The sequence below is a fragment of the Streptomyces iconiensis genome, from assembly GCF_028657195.3.
GTDB lineage: Bacteria > Actinomycetota > Actinomycetes > Streptomycetales > Streptomycetaceae > Streptomyces > Streptomyces iconiensis.
This window is the reverse complement of sequence record NZ_JANCPR020000019.1, coordinates 126,630-149,234: the sequence shown is the minus strand read 5'-3', so window position 1 is coordinate 149,234 and position 22,605 is coordinate 126,630. Positions and strand designations below refer to the sequence as shown.

17 protein-coding genes are annotated in these 22,605 nt (G+C 71.4%); 9 read left to right on the top strand and 8 right to left on the bottom strand.

Annotated features, from left to right (window positions below; genetic code table 11):
- Nucleotides 1–100 precede the first annotated feature (100 nt).
- The 3 genes from NMN56_RS20395 to NMN56_RS20385 form a co-directional block, all read right to left on the bottom strand.
- Nucleotides 101–1,549 carry an MFS transporter gene (locus NMN56_RS20395; RefSeq protein ID WP_274045839.1) on the bottom strand — a complete coding sequence of 483 codons (1,449 nt, stop codon included), beginning with the start codon at nt 1,547–1,549 and terminating at the stop codon, nt 101–103.
- A 21-nt stretch (nt 1,550–1,570) separates the two neighbouring features.
- Nucleotides 1,571–2,854: an FAD-dependent monooxygenase gene (locus NMN56_RS20390; RefSeq protein WP_274045840.1), complete on the bottom strand. Its 1,284-nt coding sequence runs from the start codon at nt 2,852–2,854 to the stop codon at nt 1,571–1,573.
- Nucleotides 2,855–3,018: 164 nt separating this feature from the next.
- Nucleotides 3,019–4,050, bottom strand: a complete 1,032-nt coding sequence (locus NMN56_RS20385) for a 2,5-dihydroxypyridine 5,6-dioxygenase NicX family protein (RefSeq protein ID WP_274045841.1) — start codon at nt 4,048–4,050, stop codon at nt 3,019–3,021.
- 511 nt (nt 4,051–4,561) lie between these two features.
- On the opposite strand from NMN56_RS20385, the gene NMN56_RS20380 reads away from it, so the two are divergent.
- The gene (locus tag NMN56_RS20380; protein WP_274045842.1) at nt 4,562–5,515 is read left to right on the top strand and encodes an endonuclease/exonuclease/phosphatase family protein; all 954 of its coding nucleotides are present in this window, start codon (nt 4,562–4,564) and stop codon (nt 5,513–5,515) included.
- Nucleotides 5,516–6,069: 554 nt separating this feature from the next.
- Here NMN56_RS20380 and NMN56_RS20375 read toward each other — a convergent pair.
- Nucleotides 6,070–6,405 (bottom strand): hypothetical protein, encoded by a 336-nt coding sequence (locus NMN56_RS20375; RefSeq protein ID WP_274045843.1) that lies wholly within the window; start codon nt 6,403–6,405, stop codon nt 6,070–6,072.
- Between the two features lie 256 nt (nt 6,406–6,661).
- Between NMN56_RS20375 and NMN56_RS20370 the strand changes: the two genes are divergently transcribed.
- Together NMN56_RS20370 and NMN56_RS20365 are read left to right on the top strand one after the other, a co-directional pair.
- Nucleotides 6,662–7,228 carry a hypothetical protein gene (locus NMN56_RS20370; RefSeq protein ID WP_274045844.1) on the top strand — a complete coding sequence of 189 codons (567 nt, stop codon included), beginning with the start codon at nt 6,662–6,664 and terminating at the stop codon, nt 7,226–7,228.
- Nucleotides 7,225–7,599 carry a winged helix-turn-helix domain-containing protein gene (locus NMN56_RS20365; RefSeq protein ID WP_274045845.1) on the top strand — a complete coding sequence of 125 codons (375 nt, stop codon included), beginning with the start codon at nt 7,225–7,227 and terminating at the stop codon, nt 7,597–7,599. The genes NMN56_RS20370 and NMN56_RS20365 overlap by 4 nt, the downstream gene beginning before the upstream one ends.
- Before the next feature lie 66 nt (nt 7,600–7,665).
- Here the strand turns inward: NMN56_RS20365 and NMN56_RS20360 are convergent, their stop codons facing one another.
- On the bottom strand, nt 7,666–8,742 hold the full coding sequence (locus NMN56_RS20360; RefSeq protein WP_430542649.1) for a LacI family DNA-binding transcriptional regulator: 1,077 nt from the start codon (nt 8,740–8,742) through the stop codon (nt 7,666–7,668).
- 280 nt (nt 8,743–9,022) lie between these two features.
- Between NMN56_RS20360 and NMN56_RS20355 the strand changes: the two genes are divergently transcribed.
- From NMN56_RS20355 to NMN56_RS20340, 4 genes are all read left to right on the top strand, one after another.
- Nucleotides 9,023–9,967, top strand: coding sequence for an ROK family protein (locus NMN56_RS20355; protein ID WP_274045846.1), 945 nt, complete (start codon nt 9,023–9,025; stop codon nt 9,965–9,967).
- Between the two features lie 458 nt (nt 9,968–10,425).
- Complete coding sequence (locus NMN56_RS20350) at nt 10,426–10,608, top strand: hypothetical protein (protein WP_274045847.1); 183 nt, start codon at nt 10,426–10,428, stop codon at nt 10,606–10,608.
- Nucleotides 10,609–10,658: 50 nt separating this feature from the next.
- A complete protein-coding gene (locus NMN56_RS20345) occupies nt 10,659–11,453 on the top strand; it encodes an endo alpha-1,4 polygalactosaminidase (protein WP_274045848.1) in 795 nt (264 codons plus the stop codon).
- 146 nt (nt 11,454–11,599) lie between these two features.
- Nucleotides 11,600–11,929 carry a DUF6343 family protein gene (locus tag NMN56_RS20340; RefSeq protein ID WP_274045849.1) on the top strand — a complete coding sequence of 110 codons (330 nt, stop codon included), beginning with the start codon at nt 11,600–11,602 and terminating at the stop codon, nt 11,927–11,929.
- Between the two features lie 117 nt (nt 11,930–12,046).
- Here NMN56_RS20340 and NMN56_RS20335 read toward each other — a convergent pair whose 3' ends face one another.
- Nucleotides 12,047–13,186, bottom strand: coding sequence for a pyridoxal-phosphate-dependent aminotransferase family protein (locus NMN56_RS20335; RefSeq protein ID WP_274045957.1), 1,140 nt, complete (start codon nt 13,184–13,186; stop codon nt 12,047–12,049).
- 124 nt (nt 13,187–13,310) lie between these two features.
- On the bottom strand, nt 13,311–13,760 hold the full coding sequence (locus NMN56_RS20330; RefSeq protein ID WP_274045850.1) for a nitroreductase family deazaflavin-dependent oxidoreductase: 450 nt from the start codon (nt 13,758–13,760) through the stop codon (nt 13,311–13,313).
- A 147-nt stretch (nt 13,761–13,907) separates the two neighbouring features.
- Here NMN56_RS20330 and NMN56_RS20325 point away from each other — a divergent pair, with 147 nt between their 5' ends.
- Entirely contained in the window at nt 13,908–14,360 is a 453-nt protein-coding gene (locus tag NMN56_RS20325; protein WP_274045851.1) for a YbhB/YbcL family Raf kinase inhibitor-like protein, read from the top strand.
- A 25-nt stretch (nt 14,361–14,385) separates the two neighbouring features.
- A complete protein-coding gene (locus tag NMN56_RS20320) occupies nt 14,386–14,784 on the top strand; it encodes a ChaB family protein (protein WP_274045852.1) in 399 nt (132 codons plus the stop codon).
- Between the two features lie 217 nt (nt 14,785–15,001).
- Here NMN56_RS20320 and NMN56_RS20315 read toward each other — a convergent pair whose 3' ends face one another.
- Entirely contained in the window at nt 15,002–22,576 is a 7,575-nt protein-coding gene (locus NMN56_RS20315) for a type I polyketide synthase (protein WP_274045853.1), read from the bottom strand.
- Between the last annotated feature and the right edge of the window lie 29 nt (nt 22,577–22,605).

Sequence of the window (22,605 nt, the reverse complement as noted above, 5' to 3'; positions counted from 1 at the left end):
TCCTTCCAGATGGTGCTGAGGTTGTGCCGGTGCGCGGTCGGCGCCGGTGTGCGGGTTGGGCCGGTGTCCGCGTCCGCTTCCGCGGCTGCGCTCGGGCCCGTCAGCCACGTACGGGCTCTTCGCCCTGCGCCGTCTCCAGGGAGCCGTCCCCGGCCGGTCGCGCACCTGGTACGTCGCCGTTCTCCTCCGCGACCGCGTCCAGCTCGCGGCCCTTTGTCTCCGGTGCGGCGACCGCCATCCACAGCACGGCGGCGACCACGATGACGCCGAGCACGGTGAAGGTCAGCGGCAGCCCGAGCAGCGGCCACATCAGCGAGCCGAACAGCATCGGTGCGAAGCCCGTGCTGACCCGGCTGACCGAGGAGGCCCAGCCGAAACCGCTGGCCCGCAGCGTCGTCGGGTACAGCTCCGAGACGTACGCGTACAGCGCGGGAATGGTCAGCTGGATCAGGAAGCCGAAGACGGCGATCCCGACGAGCGCGGCCGTCCGTACCTCCAGCACCAGCGCGAAACCCACCAGCGCGGCCGTGGCGACGGGCGCCGAGAAGCCGATCAGCCGCTTACGGCCGACCACGTCCACCAGCCACGTCGAGGCGACGACTCCGGCGATGCCGACGGCGCTCATCAGGGTCGTACCGGTGAACGAGGCGGTGTCGCCGTAGCCCTCCTCCTTGAGGATCGAGGGCATCCAGGTCAGCGCCGCGTAGTAGACGAGCATGATGGTCACGAACAGCAGCCAGGCGACCGAGGTGATGCGCGGGCTGTACGTCCACAGCATCTTGAACTGCTCGAAGCCGGCGCGCAGTCCGCCGATCCGCCGCCCGTCGGGCCCGGTCTGCTCGGGCGGCGCCGTCGGAATGCTGTACGGCTCGGGCGCCGCGCCCGTACGGGCCACCAGGTCGTCGATGACGGTACGCGCCTCGGCCTCCCTGCCCATCTTCGTGAGGTAGATCGGGGACTCCGGCACGCCGCGCCGCACCCAGAAGAGCAGCAGCGCCGGCAGCACCATGGTCGCCATCATCCAGCGCCAGTTGCCGTCCAGCGGGATCAGCGCCGTCGAGGCCAGCCCGCACAGGGTGACCCCGATGGGCCACCACAGGTCGAGCGCGGTCAGGATCCTGCCCCGGTGCTTCCTGGGCGAGAACTCGCTCACCAGCGCGTAGTCCACCGGGATGCAGCCACCGAGCCCGACACCCGCGAGGAAGCGGAAGAGCAGGAACGTCTCGTAGTTGGGGGAGAGCGCGCCGAACACCGAGAACAGCGCGAAGATCAGCAGGGTGGCGCTGAACGCCTTCTTACGGCCGATACGGTCAGCGATCGCGCCCCATACGATCGCGCCGACCGCCATGCCGACGAGGTTGGACGTCGCCACCAGGCCGCGGGCACCGAGGCCGAGGTCGAACTCCTTGCCCAGCAGCGGCATCAGAAAGCCGTTGAGCGCGATGTCCCACGCATCGAACAGGTAGCCGAGGCCACCGATGATGAAAATCCTGCCCTGGACTCCCCATTTCCATGGGAGGTCCTGGACGATCTGGTCGCCTGTCTTCACGCGTGCTCCAAGGGTGGTCGGTCAGCGTGGGAAGGGGTAGGAGAACGCCGTCGCGTCGGCGTCGCGCAGCGGGGTGCCGCTCCACAGCCACTCGTAGGACACGTCGGACTCTCCGCTGAACCCCCTGCGCAACAGCCTGTCGCGCTCCTCCTGTTCGGGGCCGTCGGGGTAGTGGTAGAAGGTCTTGTTGCGCAGCGAGGCATCCTGCACCATGCCGGCGTGCTTGGCGCGGCGGTCCACGTAGCGCCGCAGCCCCTGTTCGATGCCGTCGGGCGTGACCGTGCCCAACTCCTCGGCCAGTACCGCCCCGTCCTCCATCGCCTGCGAGGCGCCCTGGGCCTGGTACGGCAGCATCGCGTGGCAGGCGTCACCGAGCAGCACGACCCGGCCGTCCTGCCATACGGGGTCGGGCCGCCGGTAGTAGAGCGCGAAGCACGAGACGGCGTCGTCACCGGCCGCAGCCGCCTTGGAGAGCATCGCGGGAACGCGGTCGTCCCAGCCGGGGAAAGCGGCGGCCAGTTCAGCTGCGGAGGAGGGCGCTGTCCAGTTCTCGGCCACCTCGTCGGTGCAGGGCACGATGGCCACGATGTTGAGCCACTGGCCGCCCCTGATCATGTAGTGCACCAGGTGCCGGTCGGGGCCGTACCAGATGGTGCTCTGGAAACGGTCCACCAGCCAGCGCGTCGCGGGATCGGCGGCGATGGCGTCCCCCGGGATCAGCGCGCGGTAGCACATCTCCCCGGAGAACTCCAAGGTGTCCTCGGCGCCCATCAGATCGCGCACCCGCGACCTGATGCCGTCGGCGCCCACCAGGACATCGGCCGCGTACCGCTCACCGTCGGCCGTGATCGCGACGGGCCGCGAGGGGTCGCCGCGGTCCAGCTCCGTGACCCGGCTGTTGGTGCGCAGCCGCACGGCGGGCCCAGGACCGGCTGCCGCCGTGCACGCTTCCATGATCACGCGGTGCAGGTCGGCGCGGTGGTAGTGCCAGTACGGGGCGTTGTACGTCTGCTTGCAGTGCTCGCCGAGTGGGGTGAGCCCGACGACACTGCCGTCCTTCCACCGGCGCCGCACCTGGTCGAGCGGCTCGGTGTGGATGGCCTCCAACTGCCGCCGCAGGCCCAGCCCGAGCAGCAGCCTGCTGGCGTTGGGCGCGGTCTGGATCCCGGCGCCGACCTCACCGAGCCGTGCGGCCTGTTCCAGCACGGTGACCCGGACGCCGCGCTGCCGCAGGGCGAGCGCGGCCGTGAGGCCGCCGAGCCCTCCGCCGACGATGGTGGCTTCAAACGACTGACTGGGCGCCAACGCGGTTCTCCTCCTGGCGTGTTCGTACGACGTGCGCGGTGCGGGTGCGTCCTGCCTGCGCGGCGTGGGCGCGCGGGGCCGCGGGTCGCGGGGTGTGGGGGTGCGGGAGCCGGCTGCGGGTGCCGGCTGCGGGTGCCGACTCCCCGGTGCGGCCCCGGGGCCGGTCACCGTTCCGTGAGCGCACCGCCTGAGACCACCTCGGTGCCGTCGACCGTGACGGTGCACCCGCGCATCGCGATGTCCAGGTGCGCGTAGGACTCCCGGCCGAGCACCGGGTGGGGGCCCGTCGACCACAGGAAGTTGCCAGCGAAGGCGCGCGCGTCCATGCCCATCAGATCACCCTTGCCGTACATCGCCGTGGCGAACCAGTCGGCCGAGCGCATCAGCCCCCAGCCCATGTGCGACAGGGAGCGCGCCCACTGGTCGTCGGCGTCCTCGAAGAACGTCTCCAGCATCCGCGCCTCGGCCCCGCCTTCCACCTTCCCGATGTGCCCGCCCGCGACATGCAGCGTGACGGGGGAGCGGACGTACTCCTTGAACGGCAGCAGGATGTCGCCCTCGGCCAGCAGGATCCGTCCGTCGGAGATCTCGGGCCAGCACAGCACCATCGTGCTGGGCCAGTGGTCCCAGCGGCCCGGGTCGTCGGCGAAGCCGGTCTGGAACTCCGGCTTCGACCCGTCCAGTTGCACGGTCAGGTCGGTCCCAGCAGCCGAAGTCACCCGCATGACCTGCGACTTCTTCAGGAGCTCGGCCTCCCGGACCACCAGGTCCTTGTCGCCCTCGCGCGGCAGGTTGCGGATCAGCACGTCCGGAGCGTCGCACACGAAGATGATCCGGGTGCCCGCCTTGAGGATCTCCTGCTGTACGGGCGCGTGGATGAAGCCCTCTTGGGTGAGGTCGATGACCAGGTCGGCCGACTTCAGCAGGTCCTGCGCCGCGGTGTCGTCGAGCACCGAGCTGAGCCCGGGCCCCGCGCCTGTGTGGGTGCTGGGCATGGGCGCGGGGCTGCCTCCCGGCACCGTGGCCGAGATGACGCGGGCGCCGAGCGACTTGGCCGCTCCGAACGCCGCCGCCACGTAGTCGCCACGGCTCCCTGGCTCGGACAGGACGACGACATGTTCGCCGTCCGTGACCTTGCAGAGGCGGAGTTCGCTGGTGAAGGCGTCGAGGAGGTCGACGGAGGTGAAGTCGAACACGGGAGATCCCTCCAGGGGTGTGTCTGGGCAGGGCTGAACCACGTAGGGGAAGAGGGGAGTTGGGGGCGCGTCAGAGAGGTGTCGGCCTGCCGGTCCCGCCCCGGGTACGGGGTGGCGACCAGCGCTGATGCCGGGCGGGAGCACCGCCCGACGAGATAATCCGAACACGTACTAACTCGGCTTGGCAAGGGTCGTGCAGGGAGTTAACGAGGATCTTTCACGGCGCGTCCTCACCCGTCACACGCCGGGCGCCGTCCTCCGGAGGGGGAGGCGGTGGCCCCCTCGCGCCGATCGCCGACCGCCGACGCCGCCTTGGTCGCGCGGCTTTGCCACTGGCCGGTGACCACCCACCTCGTCGGCCGCACGACGGACGGCGTTCGCAGTGGCGCTCAACCGCGGCCCTTCCGGCAGGATGTGGCGTTCCAGGCACGACACCGCAGCCGAGTCCGGCTGAGACGCGGCGGAGACGCTCCGACGTGTCGGGACCGCATGCTTCGGAGGGATCACCGCCTTGATACGAAAAGGACGCCGTCTCCGCTATCTGGTCGCCGCCTTCGGCGCGCTGGTACTCACCGCGCAGCTGGGAATCAACAGCCCGGAGGCCGAGGCCAGTACGGACCTGAAGTTCTGGCACTTCAACATGTGCGGCAACGTCTGCTGGGAGGCCGGCGATCAGCACAACTACCTGCCCGGTACCGACTCCCGCGGGGAAATCCCCGTGCGGGGGGCCCAGATCGTGGAATCGGTCGGCAACTACAGCCCGGACATCGTCACCCTGAACGAGACCTGCTACACCCAGTACCGCCACATCCGCGCGGCTCTGGTCGCCCAGGGATACCACGCGACGTACGCGAGCAGCAGCCAGACCGCGGGCAAGCACTGCGACGGAGGGGACACCGCGTTCGGCATGGCGCTCTTCTCCAAGAAGCCCATCGCCACCCCCCGGGAGACCCACAACCTCGGCGACACGAAGATTCACGCGCTCTGCGCCGACACCGCCCTCGGCGCCCGCCCCGTGAAGGCATGTTCCGTGCATCTCTCCGTCGACGACCCGGACGACGCCCAGGACGACGGCAAGCGGGACGGACAGGCGACGAAGCTGGCGGCCCTGGCCTCCGGGTGGCACGCCACGAAGCCGGTGGTACTGATGGGTGACTTCAACGCGCAGCCGTTCGACCCCGTTATGGACAAGTTCTACAGCCACAGCGGTGGCGAGGGGATCTTCAGCGAGGCCGACGAGTCGGACGCGGACCACTCCGCCTCCTGGCCCCCGGGAGCCGCCCGGGGCCAAAGCGGGGAGATCACCTACAGCTCATCGAAGACCAGTCCTCCGACGCAGAAGAAGATCGACTACATCTTCCTCAGCGCCGCCGACTTCGGAGCCGTCGAAGGCGACAGCCTCTACGGCGGCGAGCGGCGCATCTCCGACCACCGGGTCTACCGTGGCGGTGCCACCTGGCAGTGAGCGCGCCCCGGGCCTCAGAAGCCGGGCCCTCCGTGGCGGCGGGGTGCGGGAGTACCCCGTTGTCGCGCCGGGAGGACGGAGGCTGGAGCCGCGTTGTCGGCGATGCGGCTCCGGCCGGCCACATCGGGCGCCGCGCGCCGCCTATACCGCCTATACCGCCTATGCCAGGCCCGTTTGCGACAGTGGGGAGAGCAGTACACCGCCGAGGCGGGACGTCCGATACCAACCACCCAACTCACCCCGCCCGCATAGCAGTTGGCGACCACTCCGTTCTGCACCGCCCCGGTCCTCGCCCAGACACTCATGCCGGCCCCTGGGGCCTGGCATGAGGGAGCGGGCGATGCTGGTGAAAGCGAGGAAGTGGTCGGCCTTGCATTCGTGGCCGCGGCGCACCCCTGTCCACAGGATTCGGACCTGTCAAGGGCCCCCTTTGAGAGCCTATTCCGGGTGTTCCACTCAGCCGCACGGAACGCGAAACGCGCCATCGCCCCACAAGCCGCTTCTCGGCACCGCGACTTGTGGGGATGAAACAGGCTTCACCGTGAAAACGATCTCTAAGGCGGCAGGCGGGGCGCCACCTGCCGAGCGAGCATCTTGAGCGTGCCAACGTCTGCTGTCTTAGGGAGCTTTGGTGAGCCGGACTGGTTCTTCACATGCAGATTCAGGCGGGCCTTCGCCACGCTGACGCCGCCCGGGTAGTCAGCGTTGAAGTTGATGGTCAGGCCATCACCTGCGTCATGGACAAGTGCGCGACGGAATGGCGGGCCGCCGCCGGGGCTTCGCCGGGCCGGGGAATCCAGGATCAGGTCTGTGGTTTCCGCCTTGAGAACCGAGCCTTCCGCCGTGACCCAACCGTCGCCGTCTTCGTCCAGCTTGATGTCACTCGGCATAACCTTCGCCATCCTCCACGCCAGCGGCGTGCGCTTTCCCCGGAGAGCGCGCGAGATTCACTTCTCCGTCTCAGAGTGCCTGGACCCGGGCGCACCGTCCTGCTGAAAGAGCCATTCGGGAGAAGCGGCAGATGGCGGGAGCGAGGCGACACCCCGCACGGGACGCGGGAGCCTCGCGGCCCCGAGGGAGACGGGCCAGGCCCGCGGCGCCCCCTCCCGGGCTGGCCTCGACGACTCACTTTCCATCCTGGCAACTATGTGTCAACGTAGAAAGGCGCTGGCCAGAAAGGAATGGGAGAGCACGATGGAGCAGGACACCACTGGTGAGGGCGTGCCTGTCGCCGCCCGGTCGGCGGACGCCGCTGCGAGCGTCCTGCGGGACGTACAGGGGGCGCAGACGCAGGCCCGGCTCCGGGCCAGGCTCGTGCCCGCCTGGTACGGACCGGCCACCGGAATCTTCCTCGCGGTCTACGTCGTCGTCGCGCAGCGGCTCCTGGAGGCGGACAAGGGCTTCGTTCAGTTGTGGCTCGCGTACCCCGTGGCAGGGCTGGTGGTCGTCGCGTTCAGGCGTGCCGCGAGACGCAGCCGGGGCGTGACGCAGCTGAAGGACGCGGATTTCAGGGCGGGGCGCAGGCAACGGCGTCTCATGATTCTGGCCCCCACCGTGCTCGCCGCCGGCCTGGTGTGGGGGATCTTCCGGGCTCTCGGCGCCGGTGACCACGTCGCCGTCAGCGCCCTGGCCGTCGCCGTGGGGCTCAGCATGTGGGTCGGTTTCGCCCGGTACAACCTCGCGATCAGGCGCCAACTGCGGGAGCAGGCATGAGCGTTGGCAGCCACCGGCCGCATCCGGCCACCCTGGAGGGGACGCTGCACAACCCCACCCGGCTGGCCGTCGCGGCGTTCCTCTCCGCCTGCGCCGAGGCCGAGTTCGGGGTGGTGCGTGACCACTGCCAGGTGTCCGACTCCGTCATGAGCAAGGCGGCTTCGGCCTTGGACACCGCCGGTTACCTTGGGATCCGCAAGGGATACGTCGGCAAACGCCCGAGGACCTGGCTCTCCCTCACCCCCGCAGGACACGAAGCGCTCGCCCAACACGTCGCAGCCTTGCAGGACATCGTCGCCGCCGCCCAGCACGCCGCCACAAGCGCCGACGCCCGACCGACCACACCGCCAGGACCTTCACCCCAGTCGTGAGGGGTAGCCGATGGGGATCACGGTGCGGCGGGGCCGTAACGCCCTCCGTCAGGCCGTCCCCTCCCCTCAGAGCGAAGGCGGCAGTTCGCCCGAACCGCGGGCGATCAAGCGCGTCGGCCGGGAGACGCGGCGGGGCTCGTCGTCGGCGCCGTCCAGCCGCCGGAAGAGCAGTTCGGCGGCATTGCGCCCCAGGTCGGCCGGGTCCTGCGCGACGACGGTGACCGCGGGGGAGAGCAGGTCGGCCAGCTCGAAGTCGTCGAACCCGACCAGTGCCACGGCTCGCTCCCGCCGCACGGGCGCCGCCAGCTCACGTACCAGTGCGACGGTCACCCGGTTGTTGCCCGAGAAGAACGCCGTCACCGGCTCCGTTCCCTCCGTACCGTCCAGCATCCGCGCCGCGTCGGCCCGTACGCGCTGCGGGTCGGTGCCGCCGGGTGCCACCCAGGAGTCCGCCACCGCGAGCCCCGCTTCGGCCATCGCCGCGCGGTAGCCGCGCAGCCGTTCGCCCGCCGTGTGGATACGCGGCTGGTCCCCGATGAAGCCGATCCGCCGGTGTCCGTGTGCGATCAGGTGTGCCACGCCCTCGCGCGCGCCCGTGAAGTTGTCGGAGAGCACCAGGTCGGCCTCGATCCGGCCCGGCGGACGGTCGACGAACACCGTGGCCACACCCGCCGCCATCTCCGGCTCCAGATAACGGTGGTCGCCGCTGGCCGGCACGATCACCAGGCCGTCGACCCGCCGCGCGCACAGCGCCAGCACCAGCTCGCGCTCGCGCTCCGGGTCCTCGGCGCTCGACCCGTTGATCAGCAACGCACCGTGCGCGCGCGCCACTTCCTCGACCGCCCTGCTCAGCGGCGAGTAGAACGGGTCGGCCAGGTCCTCCAGCACCAGGCCCACACTGGAGGTGCTGCCCTTGCGGAGTACGCGCGCGCTGTCGTTGCGGCGGAAGCCCAGCGCCGTGATCGCCTCGTTGACCCGCCGCTCGGTGTCCGTCGAGACGCCCGCCTCGCCGTTGACGACGCGGGAGACGGTCTTGAGCCCCACACCCGCGCGCGCGGCCACGTCCTTCATGGTCGGACGCCGCTCCGCGTGACGGCGGTGCCCGGCGGCGCGGGATCCTGCGGAGCGTGCGGTGTCGGCCACGGGGTCCAGTCCTCGCTCTCGGAACAACTCTGGGGACAGTTTTCGCAACAACTCTGGGACAGCTCTCGGGACGGCTTCGCGGACAGCTCCCGGAACTCTCCGCTGTCCGCCGCGACCGGCGGCCCCGACAGGAGGCGGGCGACGGTCCAAGGGCACCGAGCAGCATAAGCCCCGTAGGCGGTGAGGGGCTGGACAACGTTGTCAGAAGTGGCAAGACTTGTCCGGTCGACGCCGGTCCCGGCGCTGACCCGCCCACCGCACGCCCGGGAGCCCACCGCACATGCTCAACGACCTCGTCGCCGCGCTCGACATCGGCGGCACCAAGATCGCGGGTGCCCTGGTCGACACCGGCGGCAGGCTGCTCGCCCGCATCCAGCGGCCCACCCCCGCACAGGAGAGCGCGGCCCGCCTGAGCGCCGCCGTCGACGAGGTGCTCGGCGAGCTGACCGCGGCGCCCGAATGGCACCGCGTACGCGGCATCGGCATCGGCAGCGCCGGCCCTGTGGACGCGAAGGCGGGCACCGTCAGCCCGGTCAACATTCCCGGCTGGCGCGACCACCCCCTGGTCCCCGACGTGCGGGAGCGTGTGGGCGGGCTGCCCGTCACCCTCGTCGGCGACGGTGTGGCCATCGCAGCCGCCGAGCACTGGCAGGGTGCGGCGCGTGGCCGTGCGGGCGCCCTGTGCATGGTCGTCTCCACCGGCGTCGGCGGTGGCCTCGTCCTCGACGGCGCCCTCCAGCCAGGCCCCAGCGGCAACGCGGGCCACATCGGCCACATCAGCGTCGACATGGACGGCGACCCCTGCCCCTGCGGCTCCCACGGCTGCGTCGAGACGATCGCCTCCGGCACCAATATCGCCCGCCGTGCCCACGCCTCCGGCTGGCGCCCCGAACCCGGCGGCGACGCCAGCGCCGCCGGTGTCGCCGAGGCGGCCCGCGCCGGCGACCCCCGCGCCCTCGACGCCTACGCCCGCGCCGCGCGCGCCCTCGCGGCGGGTATCGCGGCCACCGCCACCCTCGTAGAGATCGAGATCGCCGTCGTCGGCGGCGGTGTCGCCCGCGCGGGTGACACCCTCTTCACCCCCCTCCGTCACGAACTCGCCCGCTACGCCGTCCTTCCCTACGTACGCTCCCTCGCCCTCGCCCCGGCCATCACCGGCACCGACGCCGGCCTCATCGGCGCGGCGGCGGCGAGCTGGAAGTCCCTGGGCGTGACCGTCGCCTGAACCCCGTTCCCCGGCCCGCGCCCGCGCCGGGCCCACCGGGGGAGACGCGGCCGGAGCGGACCGGAGACGCGGGCCGGAGACCTGGTCGAGAGACGCGGGCCGGAGACGGTGTGGTGGGGACACGGGACCGGCGCACCGGACCGGCCCGCAGAACGGACGCGCAGGACGCCCTCGCATAACGGCCGCGCAGGTGGGGAGCCGGGCGCGGAAGCCGAGGTCAGCGGCGGGTTGGTCACCGGATTGGTCACCGGGGGTGGTCACCGGCTGCCGAACGAGTCGGTCATACTGGGGCGATGTGCTCCTGTCGCATCAGCACCAATAGCCCCTTCAGAACCAGCAGTCACTTCGTTCGTCTGCCCTGCCGTTCCGCTCACCAGAAGCGGAACGAGCGGGCGGAGCCGGGCCGTTGCCCGCGCTGTGCCGGGCCGCCCCTCGGCGCGGGACAAAAGGCGCTGGCCGTGCCGAAGCGGCGGGACATGACGGCCTGGCGCAGCCGTCAGCCCCATGAGGGCGCGGAACGCCACGTGTTCGCCGCCCTGACCGGCACCTCAGCCGCACGCGTCCTCGCCGCACGCGTCCTCGCCGCGCGTGACCTTGACGGACCCAACTCCCCGCGCGAGTACGTCCGGAGCGCACGCTGAACCGCACCGCCGCCCCGCGGCGGCCCGCGTTCCTGCGTGCCGCCGCGAGCGTGGCGGCACTGCTGCTGGCACTCGGCGCGTGTGCGCCGAGCACTCCCTCGACGAAGGAGAAGTCCGACGACGGCGTGCGGTTGCCCGCGGCCGGCGCGGTCTTCGACTACCAGCTCGGCGGGGCCTACCCGCCCGCCTCCGACGTGGAAGTCGTCTCCCGCGACCGGCGTGCCGAACCGGCGCGGGACGCGTACAACGTCTGTTACGTCAACGCCTTCCAGACCCAGCCGGGCGACGCGGTCGACTGGTGGCGCGAACACCACCCCCGGCTTCTGCTGCGCGACGACGACGGCGACCTGGTCATCGACGAGGACTGGGACGAACCCCTGCTCGACATCTCCACGTCCGCCCGTCGCACCGCGCTGCTCCGCGTGGTCGGACGGTGGATCGACGGCTGTGCGAAGGACGGCTTCGACGCCGTCGAGTTCGACAACCTCGACTCCTACGAACGTTCCGACGACCAGCTGACCACCAAGGACGCCACCGCCTTCGCCAGGCAACTCGCGAAGCGCGCCCACGCGCGCGGATTGGCGGTCGGCCAGAAGAACACGGCCGACCTCCTGCCCCAACGGTCCCGTATCGGCTTCGACTTCGCCGTCGTCGAGGAGTGCGCCCGTTACGGAGAGTGCAAACCGTTCGCCACCGCCTATGACGACCGGGTCTTCGACATCGAGTACCGAGCCCGGGACTTCACCCGCGCCTGCCGTACCTGGAGCGACCGCCTCTCTGTCACGCTCCGCGACCTCGATGTGCTCCCCGCCGGTAAGAAGGGGCACGTCAGCCGCCACTGCTGACACGTAGTCGGCCAGCCGGCCGACGAGCCGATCGGGTCGGCGCCCCCGCACCCGCGCACGGCATCCCGTGCCCGTCCCTCTCGCGCCGGCGCCCGGGTATGGGGACCATGGAACAAAGGTCCCCATACCCGACAGAAGGTGAACCGGTGTCCGAGCCCCAGCCTCCCCGCCCCCGCGCGGGCCACCGCGACGGCAGCCGAGGCGGACGGCACGCGCGCAGCGGCACCGAGCCGGTCACAGCCCGTACCGATCTGCGGCTGCGCGCGATCCTCTCGTCCTGCGGAGTGCCCGTGTTCGCGGCAGCCGCGGTCTTCTTCGCGTGGTGGGCGTCCACCTCGCACAGCCACAGCTCACCGAGCGACACCCTGCTCAGCGTCCTGGCGGGAGTCTGCGCACTGCTCGCGCTGTTCGCCGCGATCGACCTCGTGGTCATCCGCCGCCGCGCACGCGAACGCCGGGCCCGTTCCCGACCCTGACCACCGGGCCCGTTCCCGACCCATCGGGCCGCGCGCCGCCGCGTCCGCAAAATCCGAGGCTCCAGGCCCTGAATCCCCGGATCCCCGCGGCTCCAGCTCTCCGGCCCACGGCACGGCTCAGTGCGCCGCTGCGCCGTTTCCGTTCCCGTCCCACGCAGCCTCGGCGGCACGCAGTGCGGCGCCGCTGTCGACGCTCAGGCCCAGCGCGCGCAGTCCCGCTGCGAGCGCCTCCAGTGAAGCCGCGGCCACCTCGATCCGCGCGGCCTGTCCGTAGTGGTTGACGCGCAGCATCTCCTTGGCCAGCGCGCCCCCGGCCGCCTGCAACGGCACGCCCGCATCCACCGCGAGCGCCGCCGCCACGACCTCCCGCGCGTCCACCTCGTCGGAGACGCCCAGCGTCGTCGCCACCGGCGCGGCGTCCTCGTCCCGTACGACGAACGGCCGCAGGCCCGGCAGCTCACGAACCCCGGCCCGCATGGCGGCCGACACCGAGCGGTGCCGGGCGAACGACGCCTCAAGGCCCTCGCCGTTCACGCGGTCGACAGCCGCCTCCAGCGCCAGCATCTCCAACTGCGCCGGAGCGTGCGGCAGCGCCGTACGGCCCGCGTCGGTCCAGCGTTCCTTCCAGTCCAGGAGCGAGAGATACGAGCCGCGCGGTGCCTGCGCGTTGGCCTCCATCCGCTCCCACGCACGCGGGCTGACCGCAACGGCCGAAACTCCCGCCGGGCCGGCCAGCGCCTTCTGGCCTCCGACGACGCACAGATCGACGCCCCACGCGTCCGTCAGCAGCGGCTCGGCGCCGACGGAAGCCACGGCGTCCAGCATGAACAGGGCGCCGTGCTCCCGCACCACGGCGCCGATCTCGGCAACCGGGTTCGTGTTGCCCGTCGCCGCCTCCGCGTGCACCAGGCTCACCAGCCCGATCGACGGCGTCTCCCGCAATGCCCGCGCCACCTGCTCCGCCGACACGGCACCCGTGAACGGTGCACTGAGCGTGACCACCTCGGCGCCACACGCCCGCAGCCACCGCCCGAACGTCTCTCCGTACGGCCCCGTGACCACGTTCAGTGCCACAGAGCCGGGCGCTGCCGCCGAGCGGATGCACGCCTCCAGCGGCAGCAGCGCCTCACCCTGCATCACCACGACGTCGGAACGCGTCCGCAACAGCGAGGCGACCTTGTCCTCGACGGCGGCGAAGTGGCCGGCGCCGAGCGGCGGCAGATCCAGCAGGGACGGGTAGGTGGGGTGCGCAGTCACGATCGCCTTCCAGCACTGACGGGCCGCGCCCGCCACGGCCCCGATGGTGCCCGACTGTACGTCCCGCCCCACCGGCCCCGAAGCTCCGCCTCCCGGCACGGCCATCAGCGCCCGCCACCCGGCCTCAGCTGTGCGGTGTCTCCGTCGGCGTCAGTACGAACACCGGAATCTCGCGGTCGGTCTTGGCCTGATAGTCGGCGTAGTCGGGGTAAGCCTCCACCGCCCGGTCCCACCAGCGCCGCTTCTCCTCACCCGTCACCTCACGCGCGACCATGTCCTGGCGCACAGGACCGTCCTGCAACTCCACACGCGGGTCGGCGACCACGTTGTGGTACCAGACGGGGTGCTGGGGCGCTCCGCCCAGCGACGCCACGATCGCGTACTGCCCGTCGTGCTCCACGCGCATCAACGCGGTCTTGCGGATCTTCCCGCTCTTCGCGCCGAGCGTGGTCAGCACGATGACGGGCATTCCGCGCATGGTGGTGCCCTTGGTTCCGCCGCTGCTTTCGTACAGTTCGACCTGGTCCCGTACCCACTGCGACGGACTCGGTTCGTATTCGCCTTCAAGCGGCATGTCAGCAGCCCTTTCCTCGCTGGCCTGTGGGTCCTTGGACGGGTGTGTTGCCCGCTTCGCCAAGGTACCGCCGTGACTTGGGACGCTTGTGGTGCCGTTCCGTGAGGTGGGTGTTTGGGGTGGAACGTGGTGGTTACTGGTGCTTGCATGGCTGGTATCGCACTCAGTACTTCCGCGTTCAACGATCACGCTCTGATCCCTCGGTACTACACACGGGACGGCGAGGACGTCTCCCCGCCTCTGGAGTGGTCGGACGTGCCGGAGGGCGCGGCCGAACTCCTCCTGCTGTGCGAGGACCCGGACGCGCCGTCCGGGACCTTCGTGCACTGGCTGGTCACCGGCATCGATCCGGCCGCACGGTCCGTGAACGCGGGGGAGACCCCGCAGGGCGGTACCCCGCTCACCAACGGTTTCGGCGGGACCGGCTGGGGCGGGCCGCAGCCGCCCGTGGGAGACGAGGCGCACCGGTACTTCTTCCGGCTGTACGCCCTGCCAGGTCCCGCAGGTGTACCCGACGGTGCCTCGGCCGAGGACGTGCACGGCACGGTCGACGGACCCGCCCTGGCGAGCGGCAACATCGTCGGCCTCTACCAACGCTGACACTCACCCCTTCTGGAGGGATGACATGCCTGGCAGAGAAGAACTTCCCTCAACGCTCCAGCGCTCTGCGCGCGGGGCGCAGCGCACCTGGATCAAGGCCCATGATTCCGCTGTGCGGGAGTACGGCGAGGGCGAGCGCTCCCACCGGGTCGCCTACGGCGCTCTCAAGCACGAGTACGAGAAGGTCGGTGACCACTGGGAGCGTAAGGAGCGTGGCCGTAAAGGTCCCTCGGATCCCCGGTCGGCCCGTCCACGGCAGCAGGGCGGACGCAGCGGTCAGGGCGTGGACGAGCAGGCCACCAAGGAACATCTGTACGGCCTCGCGCAGGAGTTGGGCGTCGAGGGCCGCTCCGGCATGAACAAGGCAGAACTGCTCGCCGCGGTGCGCAAGGCCAACCGCTCCGCCACCCGCCAGGCCCGCTGAACGCCTCCCGTACAGGGCGCCTTCCCGTACCGGACTTCCCGTACCGGACGCCTCCCGCGTCGATGACGGGAACGGCCTGGTGTTCCGGCCCAGGGCGGCGCGGTCACCGCGCCCCGCACCGCGGCGAACGCACGCACCCCTGCCGCGCAGGAGCGGGGCAGGGGTGGGCGGTTCAGGTGGAGGGGAGGCGAGTCCTCGCCGGGCTCGGCCTCTTGTCTCAGGACGCCGGGGTGGCCGCGTGCCCGGTGTCGCTGTGGTGGGCCTGGTGGGGGATGGGGGTGGAGGGCGCGGCAGGCTCGGGCGGGCGCAGGCCGAGACGCAGGTAGAGCGTCTGGGCGACATCGGCAAGGGAGCCCGTACTGCTGCGCAGCAGTTCCATGGGCGGGATGTCGACGCCGAAGCGCTGGTTGAGGGTGACCAGGAGTTCGGTCGCCATCAGGGAATCGAGCCCGTAGGAGTCCAGCCGGCCGTGCGGATCGATTCCTTCCTCTTCCATCTGCAGGATGCCGGCCAGGACTTCCCGCAAGCTGTGGGTCAGGGAGGCGAGCGCCCCCTCTGCCGGCATGTGCGTCAGTGTGCGCAGCAGCTCTTCTTGGTCGAGGTCGCCGTTCGCGGCGGTGTTCCGGGGGAGCAGCTGGGAGAGCCGAGGGGTGGCGGTGGACGGCAGCAGCCGTGTTCCCCGTCCCCAGTCGCTGCGGATGACGCCGGCCACCTCGGCGTTCGCGCCCAGCAGTCCGGCAGCGGCGGCGAACGCGTCGTGTGGGGAGAGCAGTCCCAGTCCGAACCGTGCTACGGCCTGCGCCAGCCCGTTGCGGGCGACGTATCCCACGTCTGCGATGGCGCCCCAGGCGATGGCCAGTCCTGCTTTTCCTTCCTGGCGACGGCGGCGGACGAGCGCTTCGAGGTAGAGGTTGCCGGCTGCGTAGGGCGTCTGTTTGACGTTTCCGAGCGTGGCCGTCTCCGAGGAGTACATCAGGAACAGGTCGCACTCCCGCTCGCGCAGAAGGAGGTCGAGGACGGCCGCTCCGGTGATCTTGGGAGCCATGACGGCGGCGATCCGCTCACCGCTCAGTTCGGTGAACAACGCGTCGTCCAGGTGCATGGCGCAGTGCACTGCGCCGCGCAGCGGGTGCCCCGTGGCGTCGATCGTGGCGACGACCTCGCGCATGGCGTCCAGGTCCGTCACGTCCGCCGCATACGCGGTTGCCGTGACCCCTCGTGCGGTGAGCGTGGCCAGCACGTGCTCGGCTTCCGGGGCCTGGGCGCCGCGCCGGCTGACCAGTGCCACATGACGGGCGCCCAGGTCGGCGAGCCACTGGGCGGTGGCTGCGCCGAAGCCGCCGGTGCCGCCGGTGACGAGGTAGGTGGCCGTCTCCTGCAGCCGGGGCGCCGGCCAGGACCGCTCGATCAGGGGCGGCTCGTCGAGGGGGTCGAAGGCGACGACGACCTTCCCGATGTGGCGTGAGTGCTGCATGAGCCGGAAGGCTTCGTCGACGCGTGCCGCGGGGTGGACGGTGTGCAGCAGAGGGCTGTACGTGCCGTTGCGGACCTGCTCGCCCAGATCGGCGCTGAGCGCCTCGGATTCCCGTTCGTCGTCCAGTACCTTCGTCAGGTCGACGCCGAAGAAGGCGATGTTGTTGCGGAAGTGCCGCAGTGGCAGCGGCTTGTTCTCGAAGATGTCCCGTTTGCCGAGTTCGATGAACCGGCCGCCCGGCCTCAGCAGCTCCAGGCTCCGGGCCATGGCCTCGCCCGCGAGCGAGTTGACGACGACATCCACGCCGCGTCCGTCCGTGAGCTGTTTGACCTGGACGGCGAAGTCGAGGGCGCGGGAGTCCAGTACATGCTGTACGCCCAGGGCGCGCAGCATGTCGCCCTTCAGGTCACTGCCCGCCGTGGCGATCACATGGGCGCCATGTGCGTGTGCGTACCGGATCGCCGCCAGGCCGACGCCGCCGGCCGCGCCGTGCACGAGAACTGTTTCACCGCACCGGAGTCGGGCGAGCCGGTCGAGACCGTAGTGGGCCGTGGCGTAGGCAACGGGCATGGTGGCCGCGGCGGTGAAGCTCATGTGGTCCGGCAGCCGCCATACCGCGCGCGCGTCGGTCACGGTGTGCGAGGCGAGGGTGGCGGGTGCCATGCCCGCCACGCGGTCTCCCGGAGACAGGCGCGTGGTTCCTTCGCCGCAGGCGACCACGACGCCCGCGCACTCCAGCCCGCATCCCTGGGCCGAGTGGGTGCCTTCGATGGCTTCCTCGGGCAGCAGGCCGACACTCTGCATGATGTCGCGGTAGTTGAGTGCCGCCGCGCGCACCTCGATCAGGACCTCGCCGGGCCCGGGCCGGGGCAGGTCCCGCTCCTCCCAGGCGAGCCGGTAGGACAGGCCGGGATCGTCCACCCTGAGGGCGAAGGGGACGCTCTCGTCGCTGACTTGGGCGGTCGGCCGGGGCACTTCGCGGGGGACGAAACGGTCCGAGGCGGTCAGGAGGATCTCGTCCTCCTCGGTGGGCCCCAGCAGTTCCCGCGCGAGCCGGCGGGCGTCAGCCGCGGTGTCCGCCGTGGGCTCCAGGCTGATGCGGCGGCTGGTCAGGCCGATCCCGTCGTTGACCAGGTTGCGGGCCATTCCCCACAGCGCGGCGTCCGACTCGTGGGTGACGCCGGGAGAGGGCACCGTGCCACAGGGCCGGGTCACCAGCCACAGTTCAGGGGGCGGTGCGCTGTGCGGAGCCGCGCTGATCGCGGCTGTCAGCGCCAGGAGAGCCTCGGCCCGTCGGCCGGCCTGTGCGGTGATGTCCTCAGGCGCGTCGTTGTGCACGTCCGAGAGGAGCAGGACGACCGCGGTGCGTTCGGTGGACGGCTCGCTGTGAGCCCACTGCAGGGCTTCCGCCCACACGTCCTCGTCGTCGGTCATCGGCACGAAGCGGGCCGTGCTGGTGCCGTCGGTGAGGCGGTCGCCGAGAGCGGTCGCCATCGTCCCTTCGCCGGCCGACTCCGTCGCCACGATGAAGGCCGTGCCGTCGTTGCGTTCCGCCGGCTGTGCGGGCGGAACGACCGGGGCGGTGGCCGGGACCGCGGCGAGCAGGACGGAGAAGCCGTCCCGTACTCGGGCCGTGTCATGACCGGCCTGCAGCACATCGGTGTAGCCGCATCGGTTCAGGAGGGCGGGCCATTCGTCACGGGGCAGCAGCAGCGACCGGGGCCGCAAGTCGGTGTCGGTGTTGCCGTAGAAGCTGTCGAGATAGCCGAAGTAGGGCTGCAGCAGGAGCGGATCGTGCGCCTCGGTGGCCAGCAGCTGGCCGCCCGGTGCCAGGAGGGTGGCCACATTGTTCAGCGCTTCGCTGAGGTCCGGCGCCGTGTGCAGCGCGAATCCGGCGACGACGAGGTCGAAGCTGTGCGGAGCGAAGCCCTGGCCGGTGGGGTCCTGGGCCAGGTCGAGGGTGCGGTAGTCGATGAAGTCCGAGGCGGCGAACCGGCCCTTCGCGCGCGGGAAGAAGAAAGCGGACACGTCGCTGAAGCAGTAGTGCGTGCGGTCGGTCGGCAGCAGCGGCAGTAGCGCCGCGGTCGTGGCACCTGTTCCCGCACCCACCTCCAGGACGCGCAGCGTCCGTCCCCGCGGCCACGCGGCAACGATCTCGCGGACGAGCGCCTGAGCGACACGGTTGTGGAACCGGAAGACGGGGAGGAGGTCGTAGAAGTGTTCCAGTGCCTGCGCCGCGTGGTCGGTGACGAACATCTCCAGGGGGTCGGCGTCTCCTCGCAGGAGCGCTTGCACCAAGCTGCAGTGCCGGGCCGCGAGGCTGATCGCGGCGACGGAGTCCGGGGAGAGGGCGGCGGCTTCGCGCAGCATGCCGTCGACGGGGAATCGAGACGCCGTGAGCCGCCACCTGCCGGGGCCGGCCGGGTCGAGCAGACCGAGGTCTTCCATCAGCGGAATCAGCAGCGTGAACACCCGCCGGTGTTTGTCCAGCGACCCTGCCGCGACCAGATCGTCGAGGGAGAAGGGCAGCGTGCGGTCCGGCAGCAGCTCGGCGAAGACCGTCGCCGTACGGCGGGCCATCACGTCCTTCAGCAGAGCCAGCACTTCGCCACAGGAGTCGGGCAGTTCGCGGCGCAGCTGAGCGAGGCGCGGTGCGGCTGCCTCGCCGATGCGGCGTGGTGCGGGCAGCGGGGAGGGAGCGGCCGGGCAGTCGGTGCGCGGCGCCGCTCGCAGTTGCGTCTCATGAACGGTGACGGGCATCCCCCGTGTCGCCGCCACCCGTCGCAGCCGGCAGCCGTCCAGCTGTGCGAGGAGGCGTCCGTCGTCGTCGGTGACGGTGATGTCCCAGCACACCTCGTGCGCGGTGCGGCTGCGTTCACGTACCCACACGGCGCCGGTGGGTGAGGGCTCGTCCCAGACGCGGAGCGCGCCGATGGCCGCCGGCAGGAAAGCGGCTCCGTCACCCGCGAGGTCCGCGAGGAGCGGGGCACCCGCCTGCAGCGCGCCGTCGAGCAGGGAGGGATGAACCGTGTAGGGCAGGCCCGGGGCGTCGTGCCGGAAGCGGGCCAGCACTTCGCCGTCGCCGATGTCCAGCGCGGTCAGCACCTGGAACGCCGGCCCGTAGTCCAGGCCGGCGGAGGAGCAGGCGGCGTAGTGGGCCCGGCCGGGGAGGTGCCGCGGGCAGCGGGCGGCCACGGCCCCCAGGTCCAGGTCGGCGGGACGGGGCTGCAGCAGGGCACGTACCTGGGCGCGGACGTGGGGACGCGGTTCCTGGGAGTTGACTGTCGTACTGGTGATGGTCAGGGTGCCGTCGTCGGGGTGCAGGGCGGTCTGGACGCTGGTGCCGGGTGCCTCGGCCCAGGGCACGACCAGGGCCGACTGGATGTCCAGGTGTTCGACCTCGGCCGGTCCGCCAAGGGCCTCGCGTCCGGCGGCCAGGGCCATCTCGGCGTAGCCGGTGGCCGGCATCACCACGGAACCCGCGACACGGTGGTCGGCCAGCCAGGGCACAAGACCGGGTTCGACGCAGCCCTCCCACACCGGATGCGGTGCGGTGACACGCCCGCCCAGCAGCGGGTGCGCAAGAGCGCCGTTGCGGGTCCACACGTGCTCGTCACCGCTCCAGTGGCGCTCGCGCTGCCAGGGGTAGGCGGGCAGCGCCGCGACTGCTCCTGGCCGGGGGAAGTAGCGGTTCCAGTCGGTCTCGGCTCCCGCGGCGAGCAGCGCGGCCGGCACACGTGCCAGCGCGCGTACGCCGTCCGTTTCCCTGTGCAGCGTGGGGACAACGGCTGCCCTTCCCCCCGCCCGGGCCGCGGTGACGCGCCGCAGGTAGGTGCGCAGTACGGGGTGCGGCCCGATCTCGACGAAGACGTCGCCGCCGTCCTGTGCCGCCTGCTCGACAGCAGCGGCGAAGCGCACCGGCCGACGCAGGTTGTGCCACCAGTGTTCGGCGTCCAGGGCGCTGCCCGGCAACCGGCCGCCGGTCACGGTGGAGTACAGCGCGATGTCACCGTCATGGGGCGCCAGGCCGCGAAGCGCCGTGGTGAGCGGTTCGGCCTGGGGGTCCATCGCGCTGCTGTGGAAGGCGTATTCGAGGCCCAGGTCGCGGAAGAAGCAGCCACGGAGGGCGAGTTGGGAGCCCAGGGCCGCCAGGGCGTCGGCCTTGCCTGCCACGGTGACGTCCTTGGGGCTGTTGACGGCGGCGATCTCCAACGCCTGCCCCCAGGGGGCGATCTCGGTGGCCGCCTGCTCGGGGGTGAGACCGACGGCCGCCATCCGGCCCTGGCCCGCTGTCGCGGCCTGCACCCGGCTGCGCTCGGTGATCACCTGTGCGGCCTGGGGGAGTGTCAGTGCGCCCGCGGCGTGGGCGGCGGTCACCTCGCCCACGCTGTGGCCCAGCACCATCGCGGGGGTGACCCCGCGATCGCGCAGTACGGCCACGATGCCGAGCTGCACGGCGAACAGCAGCGGCTGTGCGATCTCGGTGGCCTCCAGCTGCCAGTCGCCGGGCGGCAGGTGGAGTTCCTTGGCGACCGACCAGCCCAGCCGGGGGCTGAGTTCGGCATCGGCCTCCTCGACGGCCGCGTGGAAGACGGGCTCGTCGCGCATCAGGTCGGCCCCCATGCCGGCCCACTGCGAACCGTTGCCGGCGAAGACGAAGGTGACCTGGCCGCACGGGACGCCCTCTTCCACGGCCGCCGGCTCCCGGGCGGGAACGGCGGCGGCCCCGGCCGTGCCGGCCGTCCCGGTGTTCGTCCGGGTACCCAGGGCCGCGAAGCCCCTGGCTGCGTCCCGCGGCGTACGGGCGAAGACGGCCGCACGGTGTTCGTGCAGGCCGCGGCGCAGGCACGAGGTGTAGGCCAGGTCGTAGAACTCGTCCTCACCCGCGTGAGCGAGCCGCCGGGCCATGGCCGAGGCCGCTTCCGAAAGGGCCTGCGGCGTGCGGGCGCTGGCCAGCAGGGGCAAACCCTCAGGCGGCTGCCCGGGCGCTGACGAGGGGGCCGGGGCCGCGGGGGCCGCGGTGAGCGCGACATGGGCGTTGGCGCCGCCGAACCCGAAGGAGTTCACGCCCACCACGGGCCGCGCGCGGGCGGGCAGTTGCTGGGGCCGACTGGTCAGACTCAGGCCGAGCCCCGTGAAATCGATGTCCGGGTTCGGGGTGTCGGCGTGCAGCGACGCCGGAGCGATGCCGTGCCGCAGCACCAGCAGCGCCTTGCACAGCCCGGCGATTCCCGAAGCGGGCTCCAGGTGGCCGACGTTGGTCTTGATCGAGCCGATGGGCAGTGCGCCGGTGATACGGCGCACGCCCAGCGCCCGGCCGATCGCCTCGGCCTCCAGCGGGTCACCGGCCAGGGTCCCGGTGCCGTGCGCCTCGAAGTAGACCAACTCGTCGGGATCGACGCCGGCCTGCTTGTAGACGCGGCGAAGCAGATCCTCCTGCGCCCGAGCACTGGGCAACGCGACGCCCGTCGTACGCCCGTCGCTGTTGCTGCCGCTGCCCAGAACGACCCCGAGCACACGGTCGCCGTCGGCCAGGGCGTCCCGCAGCCGCTTGAGCACCACCAGGCCGCCGCCCTCGGCGCGTACGAATCCGTCGGCCTGCGCGGAGAACGCCGCGCAGCGCCCCCGTTTGGACAGCATCGAAGCCTGCGAGAACCCCACGTAATGCAGAGGGCTGAGCAGTACGTTGGCGCCGCCGCACAGGGCCGCCCTGCTGGTGCCCTCCCACAGGGTGTGACAGGCACGGTCCAGTGCCACGAGCGAGGACGAACAGGCGGTGTCCACCGTCATGCTCGGGCCGTGCAAGTCGAAGGCGTGGGACAGGCGGTTGGCGGCGAGGGAGGAGGCGGCACCCACCATCGTGTACGGGTTGATCTTCTCCAGCGACATCATGTTCAGCCCGCCGTAGGAGGCGTCCGAGATGCCGACGTAGACGGCCGTGTCCGAACCGGCGAGCCGGGCGGGGGAGATGGCCGCGTCGTCCAGCGCCTCCGCCGTCAGCTCCAGCAACAGCCGGTGCTGCGGGTCCATCTGCGTGGCTTCCTTCGGGGAGATCCCGAAGTACCCGGCGTCGAAGCCCGCGATGTCGTCCAGGAAACCGCCGGCCGCCGTGTAACTCCGGCCCGTGCGGGCCATGTCGGCGCTGACGAACCGGCGTGCGTCGAAGCGGTCTTGCGGCACCTCACCGACGGCGTCCCGTCCGTCGCGCAACGCGTCCCACAGCGAGTCCAGGTCGTGGACACCGCCTGGCAAGCGGCAGGATGCGCCGACGATGGCGATCGCCCGCTCCGGGGCATCGGGGGCCAAATGGTCCGTCATGAGCGCCCTTTCACTGTGTAGACAAGACA

Excerpts from the sequence above, each read along its gene's own strand:
- NMN56_RS20325 (WP_274045851.1), top strand. The coding sequence starts at position 13,908 with ATGGCTGGTATCGCACTCAGTACTTCCGCGTTCAACGATCACGCTCTG.
- NMN56_RS20365 (WP_274045845.1), top strand. The coding sequence starts at position 7,225 with ATGAGCGTTGGCAGCCACCGGCCGCATCCGGCCACCCTGGAGGGGACG.
- NMN56_RS20315 (WP_274045853.1), bottom strand. The coding sequence starts at position 22,576 with ATGACGGACCATTTGGCCCCCGATGCCCCGGAGCGGGCGATCGCCATC.
- NMN56_RS20370 (WP_274045844.1), top strand. The coding sequence starts at position 6,662 with ATGTGTCAACGTAGAAAGGCGCTGGCCAGAAAGGAATGGGAGAGCACG.
- NMN56_RS20330 (WP_274045850.1), bottom strand. The coding sequence starts at position 13,760 with ATGCCGCTTGAAGGCGAATACGAACCGAGTCCGTCGCAGTGGGTACGG.
- NMN56_RS20375 (WP_274045843.1), bottom strand. The coding sequence starts at position 6,405 with ATGCCGAGTGACATCAAGCTGGACGAAGACGGCGACGGTTGGGTCACG.
- NMN56_RS20355 (WP_274045846.1), top strand. The coding sequence starts at position 9,023 with ATGCTCAACGACCTCGTCGCCGCGCTCGACATCGGCGGCACCAAGATC.
- NMN56_RS20320 (WP_274045852.1), top strand. The coding sequence starts at position 14,386 with ATGCCTGGCAGAGAAGAACTTCCCTCAACGCTCCAGCGCTCTGCGCGC.